Raw genomic sequence first — 18,591 nt, 5'->3', positions numbered from 1 at the left:
GGGGATTCCTTGACTATTGCGGTCAGCTACCGGGGCGGCCGATGATCTCGTCCAGCTGCTCGACGAGCACGCGGCTGCCCTCCACGTCGTTCGCCATCCTGGAGAAGACGTCCGCCATGCCGCGGAAGATGGTCGCTGCCGGATCATTCTCGCCGAGGAAATCGGCAATCTCCTGCATTTCGGCAACCCACCGATAGGCTTTCGGATACATGTTGGGTATGGATCCCGACAGCTTGCGATCGATGTCGGGAAGGCTTTCGGAGAGCTCGGCTTTCAGGCTTTCGGCCGCACCGGAACGCGATGCGGCAAGCAGCATGGCGGTGCCAAGGCCGACAAATCCCTTGTTGATGCCGGCATAACACATCTTCAGTGCCGAGGCGGCGCCGAGCGGTCCGTCGAGCCGGCGGATCCGCAGGCCGCAATCCTCGAGCAGCCGGCTTCGCTCCGCAGTATCGCCGCTGATATAGATGGTCGGATCTGATTTCCCGGGGACCGGCGGCCCGCCGATGATCGCACCGTCAAGCACCTGCACGCCGCTGCCTTCGAACCGCGCCGCCAACGCTTGCATGGTTTTCGGCGCAATCGCGTTGAGGTCGATGAAGGGCGGAGGCGCCTGCATCGCCGACGATATGTCCGCGACGAGTTCGGCGACCTTGATCGCCTCCGCCGGTGGAACGATCGACAGGATCAGCTCGGCCTTCGTCAGTTCCTGGCGGCCGACCGGCACCATGCCGGCTGCCTTTGCCCGCGCGATCGTCTGCTCGCTCCTACCCTCGAGATAGGTCAGCACCGTAGCGCCGTGGTCGATCAGCCGTTTGGCGACAGCACTTCCCATCGCGCCCGATCCAATAATCGCAAAATTCGGCATGTGAACCTCAATCAGTGACGACATCACGTGAGAGTATTTCCGATTTTCTCCGAGTCACGCGAATTGGACGGCTGGAAAGTAACCGTGCTCGCCATGAACGGGATGGCCTTTGATCGAACGGGACTTAATCAGCGAGCGGGGTCAATCCAGCCTCGCCGCCGCCAAGGCGCTCGGCGCCCAAATCTCGGGGGATGCAAGCGCCATGTATGTCACTCTCCGAGTTGCTCAGTTGGTCCATCGCACTTGTCATTTTGGCTCTCTCGGGCAGGCGGCCATCTATCAGAACTTTATGGCGAGGCTAAGGATCGGCCCCTGCTGGACAGTGTCGAAGATGAAGCCGTCGTCGCTGTAATCGACGCCCACGGCACGGTATCCCGCAATCGCCGATATCTTGTCGTTGAAGTCGTAGCCGATGCCCATCGCCACATCCCAGTCGATGTCCGCGCCGCCTCCGCCAACTAGGCCCCAACCCGTGAGGTAGACCTCTGGGGTCAAAGAGTACTTCCCCCGCAGACCGACCATGCCATCTACCCATGTGGCGCTGTCGCTTTGTTCTACTCCTCCGAACAATCCACCCGTAAAGCTGATCGTCGTGTCGACCGACCAGACCTTAATACCGCCCACGACATCCAGATTGCCGTCAGGGCCATCCAGCACCGCGTAGCCAACCCCGAGCAGGCCAGAAAAGGTTTCCGAAGTGACGTTGACTTCTGTGGCGAGGATGCCTGCCGGCGTGCTGGCATCAGCGCCCAGTTTTACGTAGATCACATCGGCGATGACGCTGAAGCGGTCGTATCGGGCTTCGCCTGCCGCCATGAATGCAAAGTCGAGATTGCCGAGGATGTCGCCGAAGTCGGCGTCGATGTGGACAGTGGGAAGGCCGAACTGCGCCGTGTCCCCCGACAGGCCCGACATCCAGAAATAAGGTGCGACGGTAAAGGTCCAGCCGTCCTGCGCCTCGGCAGGTTGGGGCTGCTGGGTGAGGAGCGGAGAGACGTCGGCGGCCTGCGCCGCGGTACCGATCAGCACTGCCATCACCCCTGAAATCGCTGTTTTCAAGTAATTCCTCATTGACCTTCCCCCTCCGGTGGTTGTGCGATGCGCGATATATCGGATCGCCTCTCCAACCTATTTGAAACACATTTCTTCACCGCGTCTCTCTGCATTGCCCGCTGTCGTGGCTGACTTGCCGTCCCTTGCTTTCCGTTCCTGGTTGCATGAGTGCCCCTACCTCCCACATTATGAGCCCGGTTTCCTGGCCACCCGCGACGCCGAACAGTCCATCGCCTATCCTCGATTCCCTGCTGCAATCTACACTCCCGAATATGTTCCGTCGACATGCGAAGGACGTCGGAGGTCCGAGCGGTGTCTTCGTCCAGAGGCGACGGCGGAGGCACACCTAGGCGACGTGTCGCCAAAGTCGCTGAGCCAGCTTGCGGTATCCGCGATAGGCAGTTCCGTCGTTTCGAGTCACCATGAATGCGGGACTAGTCCGACACTTCGAAAAAGCCCTCGGGTGTCGACGGCGGTTCGGAAAGTATGAGGCGGAATGCATCGGTCATGAATAGCGGCGGCGCCGCTTGCGCTGCCAGCTCCGCGATCCTGGCCTGAAGTTCCTTCACTTTTGCGGGATTCGCTTCCGCGAGGTTTTTGGCTTCCGACGGGTCAGCCGCCAGATCGAACAATTCCAAGGTTCCGGGTATGAGCGCCTGCCATACCAGCTTCCAGTCTCCCTGGCGCACCCCAGCAGCCCACGGCTGCACGTTGTAGACGACTTCGGTGCGCGGCGAGACCTTCCCTTCGCTGATCGCCCCCCACACATCGAGGCCGTCCAGCGGCTTGGTCTTGTCGAGCGTGCCGCCAGCGAGGCCGACAAGCGTCGGATAGATATCGACGACATGCATCATCCCATCGACCTTCCCGGGCTTGATTTTTCCGGCCCAATTCGCGAGCGCGACAACGCGGGTGCCGCCTTCGTAGATCGTTCCCTTGCCGTCGCGATAGGAGCCGTTGTTGGGCGGGAGTTCGCCGGTTACCTTCGATTCGCCGGTGAACTTCGCTGAACGCGTTCCACCATTGTCGCTGTGGAATACAATCAGTGTGTTTTCACGCATTCCTCGCTTGTCGAGCGCTTCGAGCACGTGGCCGATCTGATCGTCCATGGCGGTGATCATTGCTGCGTAAGTGCGCCGCGACGTATCGGCGATCTCCGGATAATTGTCGAGATACTCGTCAGGCACCTGGTATGGCGTGTGCGGCGCGGTAAAGGCGAGGTAGAGGTATAGTGGTTTGCTGGGATCGTGTTCTTCAATCCGCTTGACCGCTTCGTTGCCGAAAAGCGTCGTGTCGTAGCCTTCTTCTTCAATGCGATCGTTGTTGCGATACCAATCACCCTCGCCATGCGCTTCGTGCTTGAAATGGTCGATCTCGCCCACCATCGCGCCATAGAAATAGTCGAAGCCGCGCTGACGTGGCCAATATTCCGGCTTGGCGTGGCCGATGTGCCATTTCCCGACGAGCGCGGTTTCGTATCCGGCGTCTTTCAGTGCCTGAGGCAGAAGCCATTCGTCCACCGGTACCCCATAGAGGCCCCCGGAGGGAATGACCGCCGTTTGAAACCCGGTACGGAGTGGATAACGCCCCGTTAGCATCGCGGCGCGCGTCTGTGAGCACATCGGCTGCGCGTAGAACTGCGTCAGCTCCGCGCCTGTTTCCGCCAAACGGTCGATGTTCGGCGTTTTGATGTCGGAGCCATGAAATCCGACATCCTTCCAACCTTGATCGTCCGAAACAATGTGGATGATATTCGGCTGTGGTTCTGCGGCCATTGCGGCCATCCCCGAACCGAATGCGCCGCGAAGAACCGGCAGGCCGAATCCGCCCGTGGCGACGGCGCCTGCCGCGACGAGTGCGCTGGCGCTCAACAAGAGTTCACGGCGCTGCAACCCTGTCTTCGGCTGCGTCCCTGTGGGGGTCTGCGAGCTACTGGTCATCTGACGTCTCCTCTCACTATGCATCGGAAGCCGACATGGCTAGTTGAAGTATCGATTGGCTGGGGGTAGCGCGCCGCCGGGCGATAGCGACGGCAGTAGTTTGGAGCGCAGAGATGCGAGCCGCCTTTCAGAACCTTGCGCGGAATCCTGATCTCCGGCTGGCGCGGATCGTAGCTGTCCAACTCGCGACCGCCGCGCGGGTTTTCCGGAATGCAGCAGGCTTTGGGCGCATCGGCTGGATGCTCCGAAGTGTACCAGTCAGAAGTCCATTCCCAGGTGTTGCCGATCATGCTCAGGAGCCCGTAGCCGTTTGGCGGGAATGCGTTGACAGGGCAGGTCCGCTCGTAGCCATCAGCGGCCAGGTTCTGGTGCGGGAACTCGCCCTGCCAGGTGTTGGCCATGTGGCGACCGGCAGGTGTGAACTCGTCGCCCCAAGCGAATTCGGCGTTCTCAAGACCGCCGCAGGCTGCATATTCCCATTCGGCTTCAGTCGGCAGTTCCTTGCCGGCCCATTCTGCATAGGCAAGTGCGTCCGTATGGGCGATTTGAACGACCGGATGGTTTTCCTTCTTGAACAGGCCGCTGCTGAGGCCGAGCGGATGCCGCCAGCTTGCCCCTTTGACGAAGGCCCACCAGTTGTTCGGATTTCTCAAATCGACTGGCCCTGAGGCCCTCTGGAACACCAGCGATCCGGCGTAGAGCATGTGCGGAAGCGCTCCTGGATAATCTCTCGCATCGGGAACCTGCTCGGCGATCGTTACATAGCCGGTAGCCTTGACGAACTGTTTGAACTCTCCGTTGGTGACCGGCACCCTGTCCATCCAGAAGTCGTCGACAGTCACGCGATGGGACGGAGCCTCCTCTGGGTAATGCGTGTCCGACCCCATGCGGAAAGTGCCCCCGGGGATCAAGACCATGTTTGTGTCGGACGTGTTCGCTGCCACAGGTCCAGCTGTCAGTTCGGCAGGGGCAAGTTTTGTCATGGCTTTCGTCGTTTCGTCGTTGATCGCAAGCCTTCGACCGTGAGGCCAAGAAAGGTTCGGTTCGAGCGATGGCGACAAGTCACCGCTAAACTCCTTCCGGTGATAAGTCTTACCGAGAAAAGGTGGCTGCGCTATTGTCCTTAGGGGAAGATGGTTTTCGGAAGTGGCGAGGCATGCCTTGTTGGCTGGGGAGCGCACATGGACCGCTTTCAGCCAGTTGAGGAATCAGCCAGTGCTTTGGTGACAGCGCCAATCAACGAGGCCGCTGGAAACGGCTTGTGAAGATAGGCGATGCAACCTGCTTGAACCGCCTCGAGTTCGAGCGCGTCATCATCGACGGCGGTAATGAAAACGACTGAGAGCGTGGAATCAGATTGTTTAAGCCGGTGCCGAAGCTCGATGCCTGACATGCCATCAAGATGGATATCGAGCACGATACAGCCTATCTTGATCGTGGCGTCGCGGTTGAGAAAACTTTCCGCCGACCTAAATCCTTTGGTCGGGAACCCATGAGCGTTGAGCAAGCGCTCGACGCTTGTCCGCATGCTCTGGTCGTCTTCCACGACAGCCACTGTGGGCGGCGAACTTTCCACCGTGTGCCTTTCCCTAACCAGCCGGCGATATGGCCACTTCCAATCTTACCGATCGTAGGCTCAACAACGGACCGCGGATATTGTCCTATGGGGAAGTGCCGGATTTTTATTGCCGGGCGGTCATGCCGCCGGATCGACAAGTCCCAATCGCTCGGCAATCGACACTGCCTCGGCAAGTGAACCCACTCCAAGTTTTTCCATGACACTGTGCCGGTGTGCCTTGACAGTTCTCTCCGACGTGCTGAGATCGTAGGCGATCTGTTTATTGCGCTTGCCGCGGACAATCCGGTCGAAAACTTGGTATTCACGCGGCGTTAGGGCGGCGACGAGGGCGTGGAGAGAATGAACATGGTCCTGCTGGGTACGCCGCTTTTCATACTGCAGCAGCGCCCGTTCGATAGCCCCTAGCAATGCCTTATTGGATGCATGCTTCTCTAGGAAATCTTCGGCGCCTGCCTTCATCGCTCGAACGCTGTCCTCGATTTCGGCTTGACCGGTGAGAAACACGATAGGCAGCAGCGGTGCCTTCTGTGCGAGACAGCCCTGCAGTTCTGACCCGCTCAGGCCAGGCATTTGCAGATCGAGCAGAATGCATCCAGGTTCCGAGCCTGTCAGACGCGTTAAAATATCGTCGCCCGACTCATAAGAAATTACTCGAAAGCCCGAGGCCTCCAGCAATCGTCCGACCGCGATGCGAAACGACTTGTCGTCATCGACAATATGAACGATTGGTCCCACTGCCTCATCCTCGCTGCGCGAGCGGCAGAACGAAGCGAAACACAGCGCCACCATCAGCGCGATTGTCGGCCCATATCTTGCCGCCGTAGGTTTCGATTATTGTGCGCGCGATGGAGAGGCCAAGTCCAGTGCCAGTCGCCTTGGTGGTGTAGAACGCGTCGAAAACCCTGGCGAGCTGTCCGCTTGGGATGCCGCGTCCAGTATCCGAAATTGATAACTCGACTTCGGATCCCTCTGTGAGAGTTGTCTGAAACACCAGCCTTCTCTCGGTCGACACCGCGTCGAGCATCGCATCCATCGCATTGGTCGCGAGGTTCAATATAACTTGCTGAACATGAACCTGGTCTGCCCGCACCGGAAGTTGCGCTACCGGTTGGCTGAAACTGATTGTTATGTTCCTTCGACCCGCCTCAGCGTGGAGAATTTGGATCGAGCTCTTGATCACGTCCTTCAGGTCGAATTCTTGCCAGTCGATTTCGCTCCGCTTCTTGAGCAGTCCTCTTAGCCGCACGATGATATCCTCGGCACGCTGATCATCGTCGCGGATGTCACAGAGTATTTGTTGGATCAGTTTGAGGTCGGGCGTTTTGCCGCGGATCATGACTTCGGCAGCTTCGGCGTTGGCTCGGATCGCGCCAAGCGGTTGGTTGAGCTCATGGGCGATCGAGGCCGACAGCGCCCCTGCGGTGGCCGACTGGTTAAGGTGCACCACCTCAAGAAGACGACGGCGCGCCTCCTGCTCCGCGCCGTGGCGGCGCCGGCGCTCGACCAGCAATCCCCCAATGACCAAGCCTTGAAGCGCGAGAACGACAAGGATGGCAATGATCAGCCTCTGGTGCTCCTCCCATAGGGTCTTTTCCTTGAAGCTTTGAACTGTTCCCGGAGGGAGCCTGCTCTCCGACAAGTCCCAGTGCTTCAGTTGTCTCGCATCGGCGACGTAGGTCTGCGGCACGTCGACATTGGCGATCACCTTTCCGCCAATCGCATCCGCAGTGAGGTCGGCTACAGCCAGTCCCGCCGATTCAAAGGTGACGGTGTTGCCACCGACAATGCCATGACCGACATAGGTGGAGAAGGGACCATAAATCGGTGCGCTGGCTGTGGCCGCTATCCGTTCGAGCGCGTCCCTCGGGATAAGGTCACGCCCGGTGCTATCCTTCGAAACGGTCAGGAACAAAACGATGCTTTCGGACGGGAGGCGGGCGACGCGCTCGACAAACTCATCAATCGTCAAATCCGTCAAGTAAGTTGTTTCATAGCTCTTGACGAGAAGCGCCAGCTCCTTGCGCGCTAGTGCAAGCCACGAACGGTCGAACTCCGACGAACCGCCGACAATGAAAAGATGGCGTGCGCTCGGCTGGAGGCTGCGAGCCATTTGGAGAGTTTTCGCGATGTCGAACTCGGTAAACGCACCTACCACATCGCTCGGCAGCTTCATTCTGGCGGCAGTGTCGCTACCAAAGCCGGAGAACACTATCCTAGCATTTGGGGCGATTGTACTGCGGTGCGCGACGATGAAGTTGGCCGCCGGCTCTGCGATGGCGATGACAACATCCGGGCGATAATCGACGTATTTCGCGGCGAGATAGCGCGCCATGCGATCTATGTGAATTTTGTCGCTGAATCTGGTAAGGTCGAGAAACTCGGAGAATAGGTCAATCTTGCCAGTGGTTACATCCAGCAGTCGATTTCTCGCCGATTCACCGACAATCACTGGTGCGGGGGTTCTTTCATCCAGCGGGTAAAGGATGAGCACGCGCGGAACCCGCTCCACGATCGCCGCCGAGGCGACATTCGCGGCCAAAACCATCGCGAGCAACAGAAGGCAAGGAAATCCGGATGGAATTCCAACGGTCTGGCCGGACCGAACTCTAGGAGCAGGAACCATACTGAACTCCTCCTCATCACCATCCAAAAAGCGAAATACACTAACAGGTTAATCAGGCGGCGTCACCGTGGGCAACTCTGGAAGGAGTACCATCTGGAGGTGGCGGCGGCTCGCTTAGCGTGCCAGGCGGGACCGGGGTTTCCTGAGCATGGCGTGCCCTCTTGGCTCGGGGTGTTGACTGCGCTGAAGCCTTGAGTTTCGGTCGCTTCTGCGACGATTTCAGCCGGAGGTTCGTTCCGAGCAGCTGGCTGTTTCATGCACGCTGCCGTTGCCGCACTTTTTCTTGATATTCGTCAATGCCGGGATGGTCGACACCGGTATGATCGGTGCTATCATTCACATTCGAGGATATGGATTTCAATGTATCGGACGATCATCTGCGGCATCGGTATGGGTTCCCGCAAAACGGCCAGCCGCCTTCTGCGCCGGGCTGCTGCGCTGGTGGATGAAGGCGGAAGCATCGTCGTCATGCACGTCATCGAGAATATCCCCCGCCATCACCTGACGGAGCTTCCCGAGGAGTTCGAAACGACCGCCATCATCGACGCCGAAAAGAAACTAGCATCGCTCTGCAAGGAGCTGGGAATTCCGGCGATGATCGAGGTTCGCATCGGCGTTGCCGCCTCCCTGCTCGTCTCCAGCGCAAGCGAGAAATCGGCCGATCTTATCCTGGTTTCATCCCATGTGACCGATATCACCGACTACGTCTTCTCCTCGATCGTCGACAAGGTCGTGCGCCATGCCGGGTGCTCGGTTCTTATCGATCGACGCCCCGATCACGCGCAGGAAGGCTCGGCGTCCCCGGCGGAAGACGCGGCGTTGTTCTAAGCTCCACAGAGCCTGCGTGACAGCGGACGCTTTGTCTGATTGACGTCGATCAGAGCGGACGGCCTCCCCTCCCCGGCGGCGGCCCGACAACCTATATCATTGCCAAGCCAACCAGCAGTATTCGCTGCCCGACCGGAGATATGTATGAGCCAGGATCCCTACGAGCTTCTGGGCGTGAAACGCGATGCGACGCAAAAGGATATTCAAAGCGCGTTCCGCAAGCTCGCCAAGAAACTTCACCCCGACCTTAACCCCGGCGACAAAAAGGCTGAGGAACGGTTCAAGCAAATTTCAACGGCCTACGAGATATTGAGTGACGAGCAAAAACGCGGACGCTTCGACCGCGGCGAGATCGATATATCAGGCGCCGAGCGGGCGCAGCGCAATTATTACCGCGACTACGCGTCGAAGAGCGGGCCTGGCGATCCCTACCACAACAGCGCCGGCTTTGCCGATTTCAGCGATGCCGACGATATCTTCGCCAGCTTCTTTTCACGTCGTGCCGGCGGCGGCCAGACCCGTGGTCGTGGCCGTGACCGCCAATTTTCCATGGAGGTCGACTTTCTCGAGGCCGTCAACGGCACCAGGACGGAGGTCAAGATGCCGAATGGTCCGGCGCTCGACGTACAGATCCCGCCGGGGACGCGCGACGGCCAGACCTTGCGGCTGCGCGGCAAGGGCGAGCCGGGCATCGGCGGTGGGCCGGTGGGCGATGCCCTGATCGAAATCCGTGTTCGCCCGCACCGCTTCTTTACGCGAGACGGCGACGATATCCGCCTGGAACTGCCGATCTCGCTCAGTGAGGCCGTGCTTGGTGGCAAGGTTCGCGTGCCGACGCCGTCGGGACCGGTCAATCTGACGCTGCCGCCTCATTCGAACACGGGCAAGGTCCTGCGTCTCAAGAGCAAAGGTGTCGCAAAACGCGGCGGCGGACACGGCGACGTCTACATCTCGCTGAAGATTGTGCTGCCCGACGCCCCGGATGAGCGGCTGACGGCCTTGATGAAGGAATGGGCGACGGCAAACTCCTGCGATCCGAGAAAGAACATGGAGGCTTGATCATGGATGATCTCGAATTCCGTCTTTACTTGAAAATCGACATCATTCAGCTCGACCTCTGGATCGAACAGGGTTGGCTGATCCCGGAGATATCAGGCGGCCAGAGGCAATTTCGCGACGCCGACGTCGCACGCGCCCGGCTGATCCTGGACCTCATGGGAAACATGGGTGTCAACGAAGCCGGCGTCGATATCGTCATGGAGCTGGTCGACGAGTTGCACGGCCTGCGGGGAACGATGGGCAGGCTGATGACCGCCATCGGCAAGCAGGAGCGGGATGTTCAGCGCCGGCTGTTCGAGAGCCTCGAGGAGATCGACCGGTTTTAGCCAGAACCAGCTTCTACGTGGTGAACCAATAGCGGACGATGTGGAAGAATAGTGGTGCGGCGAAGGTGATGGAGTCCAGGCGGTCGAGCACGCCGCCATGGCCCTCGATCACATAGCCCCAGTCCTTGGCATTGAGATCGCGCTTGATGGCCGAGAGCACGAAGCCGCCGAAGAAGCCCGCGACGACGATGACCGTGCTGATGGCAGCGGCCTGCAGCGGTGAAAACGGTGTCAGGCGATAAAGCAGCGTTCCCACGAGGATGGCCGAGGCGCCGCCTCCGACCAGCCCTTCGATCGTCTTCGACGGACTGATATTCGGCGAGAAACGGTGCTTTCCGAGGAGCTTGCCCCAGACATACTGGAAGACGTCGCTGAGCTGTACGACCACGACCAGATAGACGAGAAGAAGTGCGGACGGTGTGCCGGTCTCCAGCATGAGGAGTGCTGGAGCGTGGCTGATCGAATAGACCGTCAGCATCAATCCCCATTGCACCCTGGCGCTGCGGGCGAGGAATTCGTTGACGTCACCCGTCAAGGTCGCCACCGCCGGCAGGATCAGGAAGGCATAGACCGGGATGAAGATCGCAAACAGGCCGTACCATTCCGTTCCGAGCAGCACGTAATGCAGCGGCAGCACAACGAAGAAGGACAGGAAAAGCGCCAGATGATCGCCGCGCCGCGATGGTGTCAGCGTCCAGAATTCGCGAAGCGCCATAAAGGATAGGAATGCGAACAGGATGACGGTCGCCGTATCGCCGAGCAGGATCGCACCGCCGAACACCGCGACCATGATCCACCAGGAGCGGATCCGGGCGTTGAGATTTTGGACGGTGGCGACGGAGCCGGGCTCGGTCGCGCGCCGCTGAAGGATAAAACCGATGGCTGAGGCAACGGCAAGCAGGCCGAGGATGGCGGCCAGAACGATGGAGAACAGGCTGGTCATGCGGTATGCCCCCCATCTGCGAGTTCAATGACCGCGGCGCGGGCGCGAGCCAGGAAGCTGTCCTTTTCCTCGCCCGGTTCGACGCGGAGCGGCTTGCCGAAGCGCGCCGTGCAGGTGATCGGGACGATCAGCATGCTTCCCTTCGGCAGGATGCGCTGAAGATTGTCGAGATGGATCGGCACGAGATCGACATCCGGAAAACGGCAGGCGAGGCGATAGATGCCGCTCCGGAACGGGGCGATCTCATCGGTGGCGCTTCTCGTTCCCTCAGGAAAAATCAGGATCGAACGGCCTTCCTCGAGCAGGCGCTCGAGAGGCTCCAGCGGGTTGCTGTCCGGCGGAGGCTTGCGGTCTATCAGGACGGCGCGCAGGCATTTCTCCGCGATGAAGCGGCGAAGTGCGCTCGTTCCCCAATAGTCTCGTGCGGCGACCGGATGGGTCAGCCGGCGCACCGGCCACGGCAGGGCGGCCATGACGGCGACGGTATCGACATGGCTGTTGTGATTGGCGAAATAGATGCGGCGGCTGGGATCGGGCGCGCAGCCCCGCCACTCGCTTCGGGCGCCGACCAGGATACGGACGAACAGCACGAGAAGGCGACGAATGAGCGCGATCATAGTCTCTCCAGGGAACGGGCAAGCGTTATCGTGCGTGTGATGCAGGTGACAAGGCTGCCGGCGGCGATGACCGCAGATGCCAGGATCAGCGACCAGTGGCTGCCTGATATCAGCGTCTCGACGCTCTGGGCGAGGAGGCCTGCCGTCAGCACCGCCATGCGGCGCTGCTTGGCCATGACGCCGCTGAAGTCCTGGGGAAGACCGACCGATCCTCCGAAGACCCTGATATAGGCAGTGAGTGCGGCGAGCAGCGCAGCCAGCCAGCCGAGCCAGCCAAAGCCGCAGGCATAGCCGGCCGCGACGAGAAACAGGCTGTCGGCGACCCGGTCGGGAAATTCATTGTAGAGTGGCCCGCTCTTGGTTTTCTTGCCGCCTTCGATTGCGACCATTCCGTCCAGCAGATTGCAGATGAGCCGCAGTTGCACCGAGATCGCGGCACAAACCATGGCAATCGGATGTGTTGTGAAAACGATGAGCGCTGCGCCTATACCCGCGAATACGACCGATAAAAGCGAAATGCCGTTTGGTGTCGCGCCGCTCCGCGCCAGCCACGCGCTGAGGCCGATGGCCCAGGACGACGACCGGCTCGCGATCGGTCGCCGCGAGGCGCCCTCTTCTTCCCCCATTTCATGTCCCCCAACCCCTATCCTCCTTGCTTATCCTGCCAATTGCGTCGCGCCAAGCCGCGACGCCATACAGTTCGGAAAAAATGGCTGCAGAACGCAACGCGCAACAGATTGAACAGCCTGATATTTAAGCCCATTCGCTGCTTGACACATTTTTGGGCGCTACTATGATTTTGAACCAAATGGTAAAAAAAGGGGAACAATCAATGACCAAAGATATCCTGATTTCACGCCGGGCAGTGATCGCGTCCGGCATTGCGCTTGGGGTCAGTGGCTTTGCCCCGCTGGCAAGGGCGGCTGCGCCGCTGAAGGTTGCCGGCATTCATGCCTCGCCGGTCGAAAATGCCTGGAACTCCTGTCTGCACAAGGCCCTGCAGGACGCGGCCAAGGAAGGCGTCATCGAATATGTCTTCTCCGAAGGAGTCTCCGGCACCGATTATCCGCGCGCCATGCGCGAATATGCCGAACAGGGCAACAAGCTGATCATCGGCGAGGCCTATGCGGTGGAGAAAGAGGCCCGGCAGGTCGCGGCCGACTATCCCGACACCGCTTTCGTTCTGGGTTCGAGCGGCGAGCAGGCCGGCGACAATTTCGGCGTCTTCGGCACCTGGAACCATGACGGCGCCTATCTCGCCGGCATGCTGGCGGGCAAGATGACCAAGTCGAATGTCGTCGGTTCGGTCGGCGCCATTCCGATCCCTGAGGTCAACATGCTGATCAATGCGTTCGCGGCGGGCGTCAAGGCGGTCAACCCGGACGCAAAACACCTCGTCTCGTTCATCGGCACCTTCTTCGATCCGCCGAAGGCCCGTGAAGCCGGCCTTGCCCAGATCGACGCCGGCGCCGACATTCTGTTCGGCGAGCGTATCGGCACGGCCGATGCCGCCAAGGAGCGCGGTATCAAGTCGGTCGGCTCGCTGATCGACTACACGCCGCGTTATCCCGATACGGTGTTTGCCAACGCCATGTGGTATTTCCGTCCAATCCTCGACGCTGCGATCGCCGATGTCGCTGCCGGAAAGCCGGTCGGCAGGAACTACACGTCCTACGGCCTGATGAAGGAAGGCGGCAGCGATATCGTCTTCGTGAAGGGTGTGGCGCCCGCCGAGGCGGAGGCTGCGATGGAAGCCAAGCGGGCGGAGATCAAGGCCGGCAGCTTCGAAGTTCCGAAGATGATGGACGAGCCGAAGTAATCCGGCTCATGCAACGTGATGCGACGGACCTGGCGGCAGCGATCAGGCATGGCAGCTTGAGCGCTGCGGAGGCGATGCAGGCTTCCCTCGAGGCGGCTGCGCGGCAGGAACCGCTTGGCGCCATCGCCTATCTCGATGCAGCGATGGGTCTCGCCTCGGCCAATGCCCGCGATCGGGAACGGCAGAGCGCGCCCGATCGTTTTGTCGCCAGGCCCTTTGCCGGTGTGCCGACCTTGGCGAAGGATCTTGGCGGCCCTTTTGCCGGGTTGCCGGTCACGGCCGGCTCCCGTCTCTTCGAAAGAAAAGGCGGCGAAGCGGATTCCGATCTGGCCGCTCGTTTCCGCGACGCCGGCTTCTGTTTCTTCGGCTTGACGACCAGCCCGGAATTCGGCCTGTCGCTCGCCAGCGAACCGGCGATCGGGCCCGTCTGTCGCAACCCACTCGATCCGGCACGAACCGCGGGCGGCTCCTCCGGCGGGGCGGCAGCAGCGGTTGCTGCCGGGATCGTGGCGATTGCGCATGCCACCGATGCCGGCGGCTCGATCCGTGTGCCTGCCGCTTGCTGTGGCCTTGTCGGACTGAAGCCGACGCGCGGCGCCATCCCGGGCGGGCCGTCCTTCGGCAACCACCTCGCCGGCATCGCCAGCGAACTCGCGGTCTGCCGCTCGGTGCGGGATACGGCACTGACTTTCGACAGGCTAAGCGGCAAATCACGAGGACCGTTTCCGGACCCCTTCCCTGTCGATAGCGGCAATGGCCGTTTGCGGATCGGCCTGCTTGCCGATACCGGGCCGGCCTATCCGACGGAAGACAATCGGCTCGCAGCCGTAGAGCATGCGGCCCGCGCGCTCGAAAGCGACGGACATCTCATGGTTCCGCTCACCTGGGCTGACGTCGAATGGAACGTCACCGCGAGCGGCCGCGCCTTCGCCGATATCGTCTCTGTCAATCTCGCAGCACTCATGAAGACGGCGGCGCTTGATGAAAGCAGGGCCGAGCCTCTGACGCAGGCTTTCGCGGCGCGCGGACGAGCGCTGTCGGCCACCATGCTTTGGAACACGCTGAGCGAGGCCGTCCTGGTGAGCGGTAACCTTTGGGCGCTGTTCGACAGGGTCGATTGCATCCTGATGCCGCTGCTGTCTTCCGCGCCTCTTGTGATCGGCTCCTTTCCGTCCGATCATGCCGACACGGATCTGCATCTCGAGCGGATGACGGCATTTGCGCCGCTTGCCTGCCTCGCCAATATTTCGGGTTTTCCTGCTTTGACACTGCCTTTCGGACAGGATGAGCATGCCATGCCGCTGCCGGTGCAGATCATGGCGCCGATGGGTCACGAGCCGCGTCTGCTGTCGCTTGCCGCACGCCTGGAGGCCGAGGGGCGGTGGCAGCACCGTTTTCCCGTCGTAGGACTGCCGTCATGACCGCGCCTGTGCTCGAGATAGCAGGCGTCAGCAAGCGCTTCGGCGACAATCTCGCCAATGACGATATCTCCATGACGCTCGCCAAGGGTGAGGTCGTGGCCCTGCTTGGCGAGAACGGCGCCGGCAAGACCACGCTGATGAGCATCCTTTTCGGCCATTACATGCCGGATGCCGGTCGCATTCTGATCGAGGGTGCGGAGGTGCCGCAGGGCAAGCCACGTGCAGCGATCCGCGCCGGCGTTGGCATGGTGCATCAGCATTTCTCCCTCGCGCCCAATCTGACCGTTCTCGAAAATGTCATGACCGGCACCGAAAAACTGTGGTCCTGGCGCTCGGGAACGTCAGCGGCACGCAAGAAGCTGCTCGCAATTTCCGAACGTTTCGGCCTCAAGGTCGATCCCGATGCCCGTCTTGGCGACCTGTCGGTCGGCGAGCAGCAGCGGGTCGAGATCCTCAAGGCGCTCTATAACGATGCCCGCATCCTGATCCTCGACGAGCCGACGGCGGTGCTGACCAATATCGAGGCCGAACGGCTGTTCACGACGCTGAGGGAAATGGCCCGCCAGGGCCTGTCGCTGATCTTCATCTCCCACAAGCTCGACGAGGTCATGGCCGCGGCCGACCGCATCGTGGTCTTACGCGGTGGCAAGATGGTCGCCGAACGCAGGGCGTCGGAAACCAGCAAGGCGGAACTCGCCGAACTGATGGTCGGACGCCGTGTGACGCGGCCCGTGCGCGAGCCGTCGACACCCGGCGCCGTTGCCCTTGAAGCGGCCGATGTGACGGTGCGCACCGGCGGCATCGATCGGCTGAAGTCGATCAGCTTCCGGCTGCATCAAGGAGAGATCCTCGGCATCATCGGCGTTTCCGGCAATGGCCAGGCGACATTGGCGCATCTTCTCTCCGGTATGCTGGCGCGCAGCGCCGGCGACCTGCTGCTGTTCGGGGAAGCCGTCGGCAATCTCGGCGTCGCCGATGTCGTCGAAGCCGGCATCGGCCGCATTCCCGAGGATCGCAACGAAGAAGGCGTGATCGGCGAAATGGCGATCTGGGAAAACGTCGTGCTGGAGCGCATCGCTTCACCAGCCTTTTCGCGCCACGGTCTCGTCAACCGCAAGGCGGGCATGGCCTTTGCCAGGGAAATCATCGACGGGTTCGATGTTCGCGGTGGCGGCCCTGCCATTCGTACCCGGCTGCTCTCCGGCGGCAATATGCAGAAGCTCATTCTCGGCCGCAACCTGCATCGGCGACCGCGCATCCTGATCGCCGCGCAGCCCGCGCGCGGACTCGACGAAGGGGCCGTGGCCGCTGTCCACGCCCGCCTGCTCGAAGCTCGTCGGCAGGGTACTGCCGTGCTGCTGATCTCGGAAGACCTCGACGAGGTGATCGCACTTGCCGATCGCATACAGGCGATCGTCGGCGGCCGCCTGTCTCCGCCCGTCGCGGCCGAAAGCGCCGATGCCCGCAGGCTGGGGCTGATGATGGCCGGCGAATGGCAGGAAACCCCAGAGGCCGGCCATGCGATTTGAGCGCCGCGAACATCGTCCGCTTTACCTGCTGATCGTTACCCCTGTGATCGCAGTGATAGCAGCGCTCGCGCTGGCCGGCATCCTGATATCAATTGCCGGCGCCCCGGTGCTCGATGCCTATTGGCGCATCCTGACTGGTGCCTTTGGCTCGCGGCTGTCGGCCACCGAAACGCTGACGCGGGCAACGCCGCTGATGCTGACGGGACTTGCCGCCGCCGTCGCCTTCCGGGCGCGGCTCTGGAATATCGGCGCCGAAGGCCAGTTCTATCTCGGCGCCATCGCCGTTGCGGCGGCGAGTTCGAAACTGCTGGGTAATCTTCCCGCGCCCATTCTCATCCCGCTCCTGCTGCTGGTCGGCGCTATTGCCGGCATGGTGCTGATCCTGATCCCGCTCTGGCTCAGGCTGCGCTTCTCCGTCGATGAGGTCGTGACCAGCCTGCTCTTGAACTTCATCGCCGTGCTCTTCGTCTCGATGCTGATCGACGGCATCCTCAAGGATCCGCTCGCCTTCGGCTGGCCGCAGTCGCAATCCGTCAGCGATCACGCCATGCTGCCGAAGCTGATCGCCCGCTCACGCCTGCATATCGGCTTTGCGATCGCGATCGCCCTGGCCGTCATCGTCCATTTCGTCCAGTCGCGCACCGTGTTCGGCATGCAGTCCCGCGCCGCCGGCCTCAATCCCACTGGTGCGGTCTTCGCCGGCGTCCCGCTCGGCAGAACGCTGGTGAAGGTCGCCTGCCTCTCGGGCGGGCTTGCGGGGCTCGCCGGAGCGATCGAGGTCATGGGTGTCAAGGGTTATGTGACGACCGACCTGTCGCCCGGTTTCGGCTATGCCGGCATCGTCGTTGCCATGCTCGCCAACCTCAATCCGCTCGGCGTCGTCTTCGCCGCCATTTTCACCGCCACCATGTTCGTGGGCGCGGATGGTATGAGCCGGGGCCTCGGCATCCCGACCTATATCGCCGACGTCACGGTGGCGCTGTCGCTGTTGACGATGCTGATCGCGTTATTCTTCACCCAATACAGGATACGGCGATGATGCAACTGTTCGACATCATCGCTTCCGCCGGGCTCTGGGCGGCAATCCTGCGGATCGCCACGCCGCTGATTTTCGGCACGCTCGGCGCATTGCTCTGCGAACGGGCCGGCGTGCTCAATCTCGGCATCGAGGGTATCATGACCTTCGGCGCGATGATCGGCTGGCTTTCCGTCTATCACGGCGCCGATCTCTGGACCGGCCTGCTGATCGCCGCCATCGCCGGCGGCGTCTTCGGCCTGCTGCATGCGGGCCTGACGGTGACGCTCGGCCTCTCCCAGCATGTTTCCGGTCTCGGCGTCACGCTGTTTGCCTCCAGCTTCAGCTATTATGTCTTCCGGCTGATCGTGCCGCTCGCCAATACTCCGCCCACCATCGTGCCGTTCCAGCCGATCGCCATCCCGGGTCTCTCGACATTGCCCTTCATCGGGCCAGCCTTCTTCACCCAGACGGCGCCGACCTATCTCGGAATCCTTATCGCCCTGCTGATGGCCTACATCATTTTCCGCACACCCGTCGGGCTTGCGATCCGCATGACCGGCGAAAATCCGCATGCGGCCGAGGCCCAGGGCGTCAATCCGATGAAGGTGCGCTATGGCGCGGTGATTGCCGGAAGCGCGCTGATGGGAATGGGCGGCGCCTTCCTGACATTGTCGGCGTTCAACAGCTTCTTCCCGACCATGGTGCAGGGACGGGGCTGGATCTGCATCGCGCTTGTTGTCTTCGCCTCCTGGCGGCCCGGCCGCGCGCTGTTCGGCGCCCTGCTCTTTGCCTTCTTCGACGCCTTTCAGCTTCGGCTGCAAACCGCACTGAGCGGGCTCGTGCCCTATCAGCTCTTTCTGATGACGCCCTATATCCTTTCCATTGCCGCCCTGGCCGTCATGGCCCGCCGTGCCCGTGTTCCGCAGGCGCTGATGCAGCCCTATCGCCGCGGCGAACGCTGAAACCGC

At 61.3% G+C, this 18,591-nt stretch carries 18 protein-coding genes; 8 read left to right on the top strand and 10 right to left on the bottom strand.

The features are described from left to right. Nucleotides 1–22 precede the first annotated feature (22 nt). The 7 genes from HX899_RS09765 to HX899_RS09735 all read right to left on the bottom strand — a co-directional run bounded on the left by HX899_RS09765 (nucleotide 23) and on the right by HX899_RS09735 (nucleotide 8,063). Nucleotides 23–868, bottom strand: a complete 846-nt coding sequence (locus HX899_RS09765) for an NAD(P)-dependent oxidoreductase (protein ID WP_181292362.1) — start codon at nucleotides 866–868, stop codon at nucleotides 23–25. Between the two features lie 279 nt (nucleotides 869–1,147). Further along, nucleotides 1,148–1,903, bottom strand: coding sequence for a hypothetical protein (locus HX899_RS09760; protein ID WP_246413408.1), 756 nt, complete (start codon nucleotides 1,901–1,903; stop codon nucleotides 1,148–1,150). A gap of 452 nt (nucleotides 1,904–2,355) precedes the next feature. Further along, a complete protein-coding gene (locus HX899_RS09755) occupies nucleotides 2,356–3,861 on the bottom strand; it encodes an arylsulfatase (RefSeq protein WP_138334123.1) in 1,506 nt (501 codons plus the stop codon). After that, nucleotides 3,858–4,778 carry a formylglycine-generating enzyme family protein gene (locus HX899_RS09750; protein WP_181292361.1) on the bottom strand — a complete coding sequence of 307 codons (921 nt, stop codon included), beginning with the start codon at nucleotides 4,776–4,778 and terminating at the stop codon, nucleotides 3,858–3,860. The genes HX899_RS09755 and HX899_RS09750 overlap by 4 nt, the downstream gene beginning before the upstream one ends. 275 nt (nucleotides 4,779–5,053) lie before the next feature. Next, nucleotides 5,054–5,389, bottom strand: a complete 336-nt coding sequence (locus tag HX899_RS09745) for a response regulator transcription factor (RefSeq protein WP_210258952.1) — start codon at nucleotides 5,387–5,389, stop codon at nucleotides 5,054–5,056. A 168-nt stretch (nucleotides 5,390–5,557) separates the two neighbouring features. Beyond that, nucleotides 5,558–6,175 carry a response regulator transcription factor gene (locus tag HX899_RS09740; RefSeq protein WP_138334120.1) on the bottom strand — a complete coding sequence of 206 codons (618 nt, stop codon included), beginning with the start codon at nucleotides 6,173–6,175 and terminating at the stop codon, nucleotides 5,558–5,560. A gap of 4 nt (nucleotides 6,176–6,179) precedes the next feature. Then, nucleotides 6,180–8,063 (bottom strand): sensor histidine kinase, encoded by a 1,884-nt coding sequence (locus HX899_RS09735; protein ID WP_181292342.1) that lies wholly within the window; start codon nucleotides 8,061–8,063, stop codon nucleotides 6,180–6,182. Nucleotides 8,064–8,423: 360 nt separating this feature from the next. On the opposite strand from HX899_RS09735, the gene HX899_RS09730 reads away from it, so the two are divergent. The 3 genes from HX899_RS09730 to HX899_RS09720 all read left to right on the top strand — a co-directional run bounded on the left by HX899_RS09730 (nucleotide 8,424) and on the right by HX899_RS09720 (nucleotide 10,276). Further along, nucleotides 8,424–8,891 carry a universal stress protein gene (locus tag HX899_RS09730; protein ID WP_181292341.1) on the top strand — a complete coding sequence of 156 codons (468 nt, stop codon included), beginning with the start codon at nucleotides 8,424–8,426 and terminating at the stop codon, nucleotides 8,889–8,891. 144 nt (nucleotides 8,892–9,035) lie between these two features. Further along, a complete protein-coding gene (locus HX899_RS09725; RefSeq protein ID WP_181292340.1) occupies nucleotides 9,036–9,950 on the top strand; it encodes a DnaJ C-terminal domain-containing protein in 915 nt (304 codons plus the stop codon). A 2-nt stretch (nucleotides 9,951–9,952) separates the two neighbouring features. Next, complete coding sequence (locus tag HX899_RS09720; RefSeq protein ID WP_181292339.1) at nucleotides 9,953–10,276, top strand: chaperone modulator CbpM; 324 nt, start codon at nucleotides 9,953–9,955, stop codon at nucleotides 10,274–10,276. Between the two features lie 13 nt (nucleotides 10,277–10,289). On the opposite strand, the gene HX899_RS09715 is transcribed toward HX899_RS09720, so the two are convergent. The 3 genes from HX899_RS09715 to HX899_RS09705 are packed head-to-tail and all read right to left on the bottom strand — an operon-like array spanning nucleotide 10,290 to nucleotide 12,462. After that, complete coding sequence (locus HX899_RS09715; RefSeq protein WP_062943156.1) at nucleotides 10,290–11,219, bottom strand: phosphatidate cytidylyltransferase; 930 nt, start codon at nucleotides 11,217–11,219, stop codon at nucleotides 10,290–10,292. Continuing rightward, a complete protein-coding gene (locus HX899_RS09710; RefSeq protein WP_138334113.1) occupies nucleotides 11,216–11,836 on the bottom strand; it encodes a 1-acyl-sn-glycerol-3-phosphate acyltransferase in 621 nt (206 codons plus the stop codon). The genes HX899_RS09715 and HX899_RS09710 overlap by 4 nt, the downstream gene beginning before the upstream one ends. Beyond that, the gene (locus tag HX899_RS09705) at nucleotides 11,833–12,462 is read right to left on the bottom strand and encodes a CDP-alcohol phosphatidyltransferase family protein (protein WP_138334111.1); all 630 of its coding nucleotides are present in this window, start codon (nucleotides 12,460–12,462) and stop codon (nucleotides 11,833–11,835) included. Before HX899_RS09705 ends, HX899_RS09710 begins: the two co-directional genes overlap by 4 nt. Nucleotides 12,463–12,668: 206 nt before the next feature. Between HX899_RS09705 and HX899_RS09700 the strand changes: the two genes are divergently transcribed. The 5 genes from HX899_RS09700 to HX899_RS09680 are packed head-to-tail and all read left to right on the top strand — an operon-like array spanning nucleotide 12,669 to nucleotide 18,585. Further along, a complete protein-coding gene (locus tag HX899_RS09700; protein ID WP_033184007.1) occupies nucleotides 12,669–13,655 on the top strand; it encodes a BMP family protein in 987 nt (328 codons plus the stop codon). An 8-nt stretch (nucleotides 13,656–13,663) separates the two neighbouring features. Beyond that, the gene (locus tag HX899_RS09695; RefSeq protein WP_181292338.1) at nucleotides 13,664–15,076 is read left to right on the top strand and encodes an amidase; all 1,413 of its coding nucleotides are present in this window, start codon (nucleotides 13,664–13,666) and stop codon (nucleotides 15,074–15,076) included. Then, entirely contained in the window at nucleotides 15,073–16,605 is a 1,533-nt protein-coding gene (locus HX899_RS09690; RefSeq protein WP_181292337.1) for an ABC transporter ATP-binding protein, read from the top strand. The genes HX899_RS09695 and HX899_RS09690 overlap by 4 nt, the downstream gene beginning before the upstream one ends. After that, a complete protein-coding gene (locus HX899_RS09685) occupies nucleotides 16,595–17,644 on the top strand; it encodes an ABC transporter permease (RefSeq protein WP_180196299.1) in 1,050 nt (349 codons plus the stop codon). Before HX899_RS09690 ends, HX899_RS09685 begins: the two co-directional genes overlap by 11 nt. Next, a complete protein-coding gene (locus tag HX899_RS09680) occupies nucleotides 17,641–18,585 on the top strand; it encodes an ABC transporter permease (RefSeq protein ID WP_181292336.1) in 945 nt (314 codons plus the stop codon). The genes HX899_RS09685 and HX899_RS09680 overlap by 4 nt, the downstream gene beginning before the upstream one ends. Nucleotides 18,586–18,591 lie beyond the last annotated feature (6 nt).

The sequence above is a fragment of the Rhizobium sp. WYCCWR 11146 genome (genome assembly GCF_013591995.1).
Classification (GTDB): domain Bacteria; phylum Pseudomonadota; class Alphaproteobacteria; order Rhizobiales; family Rhizobiaceae; genus Rhizobium; species Rhizobium indicum.
Note: the sequence above shows the minus strand (reverse complement) of the source record. Positions and strands in the feature narration are given on the sequence as shown.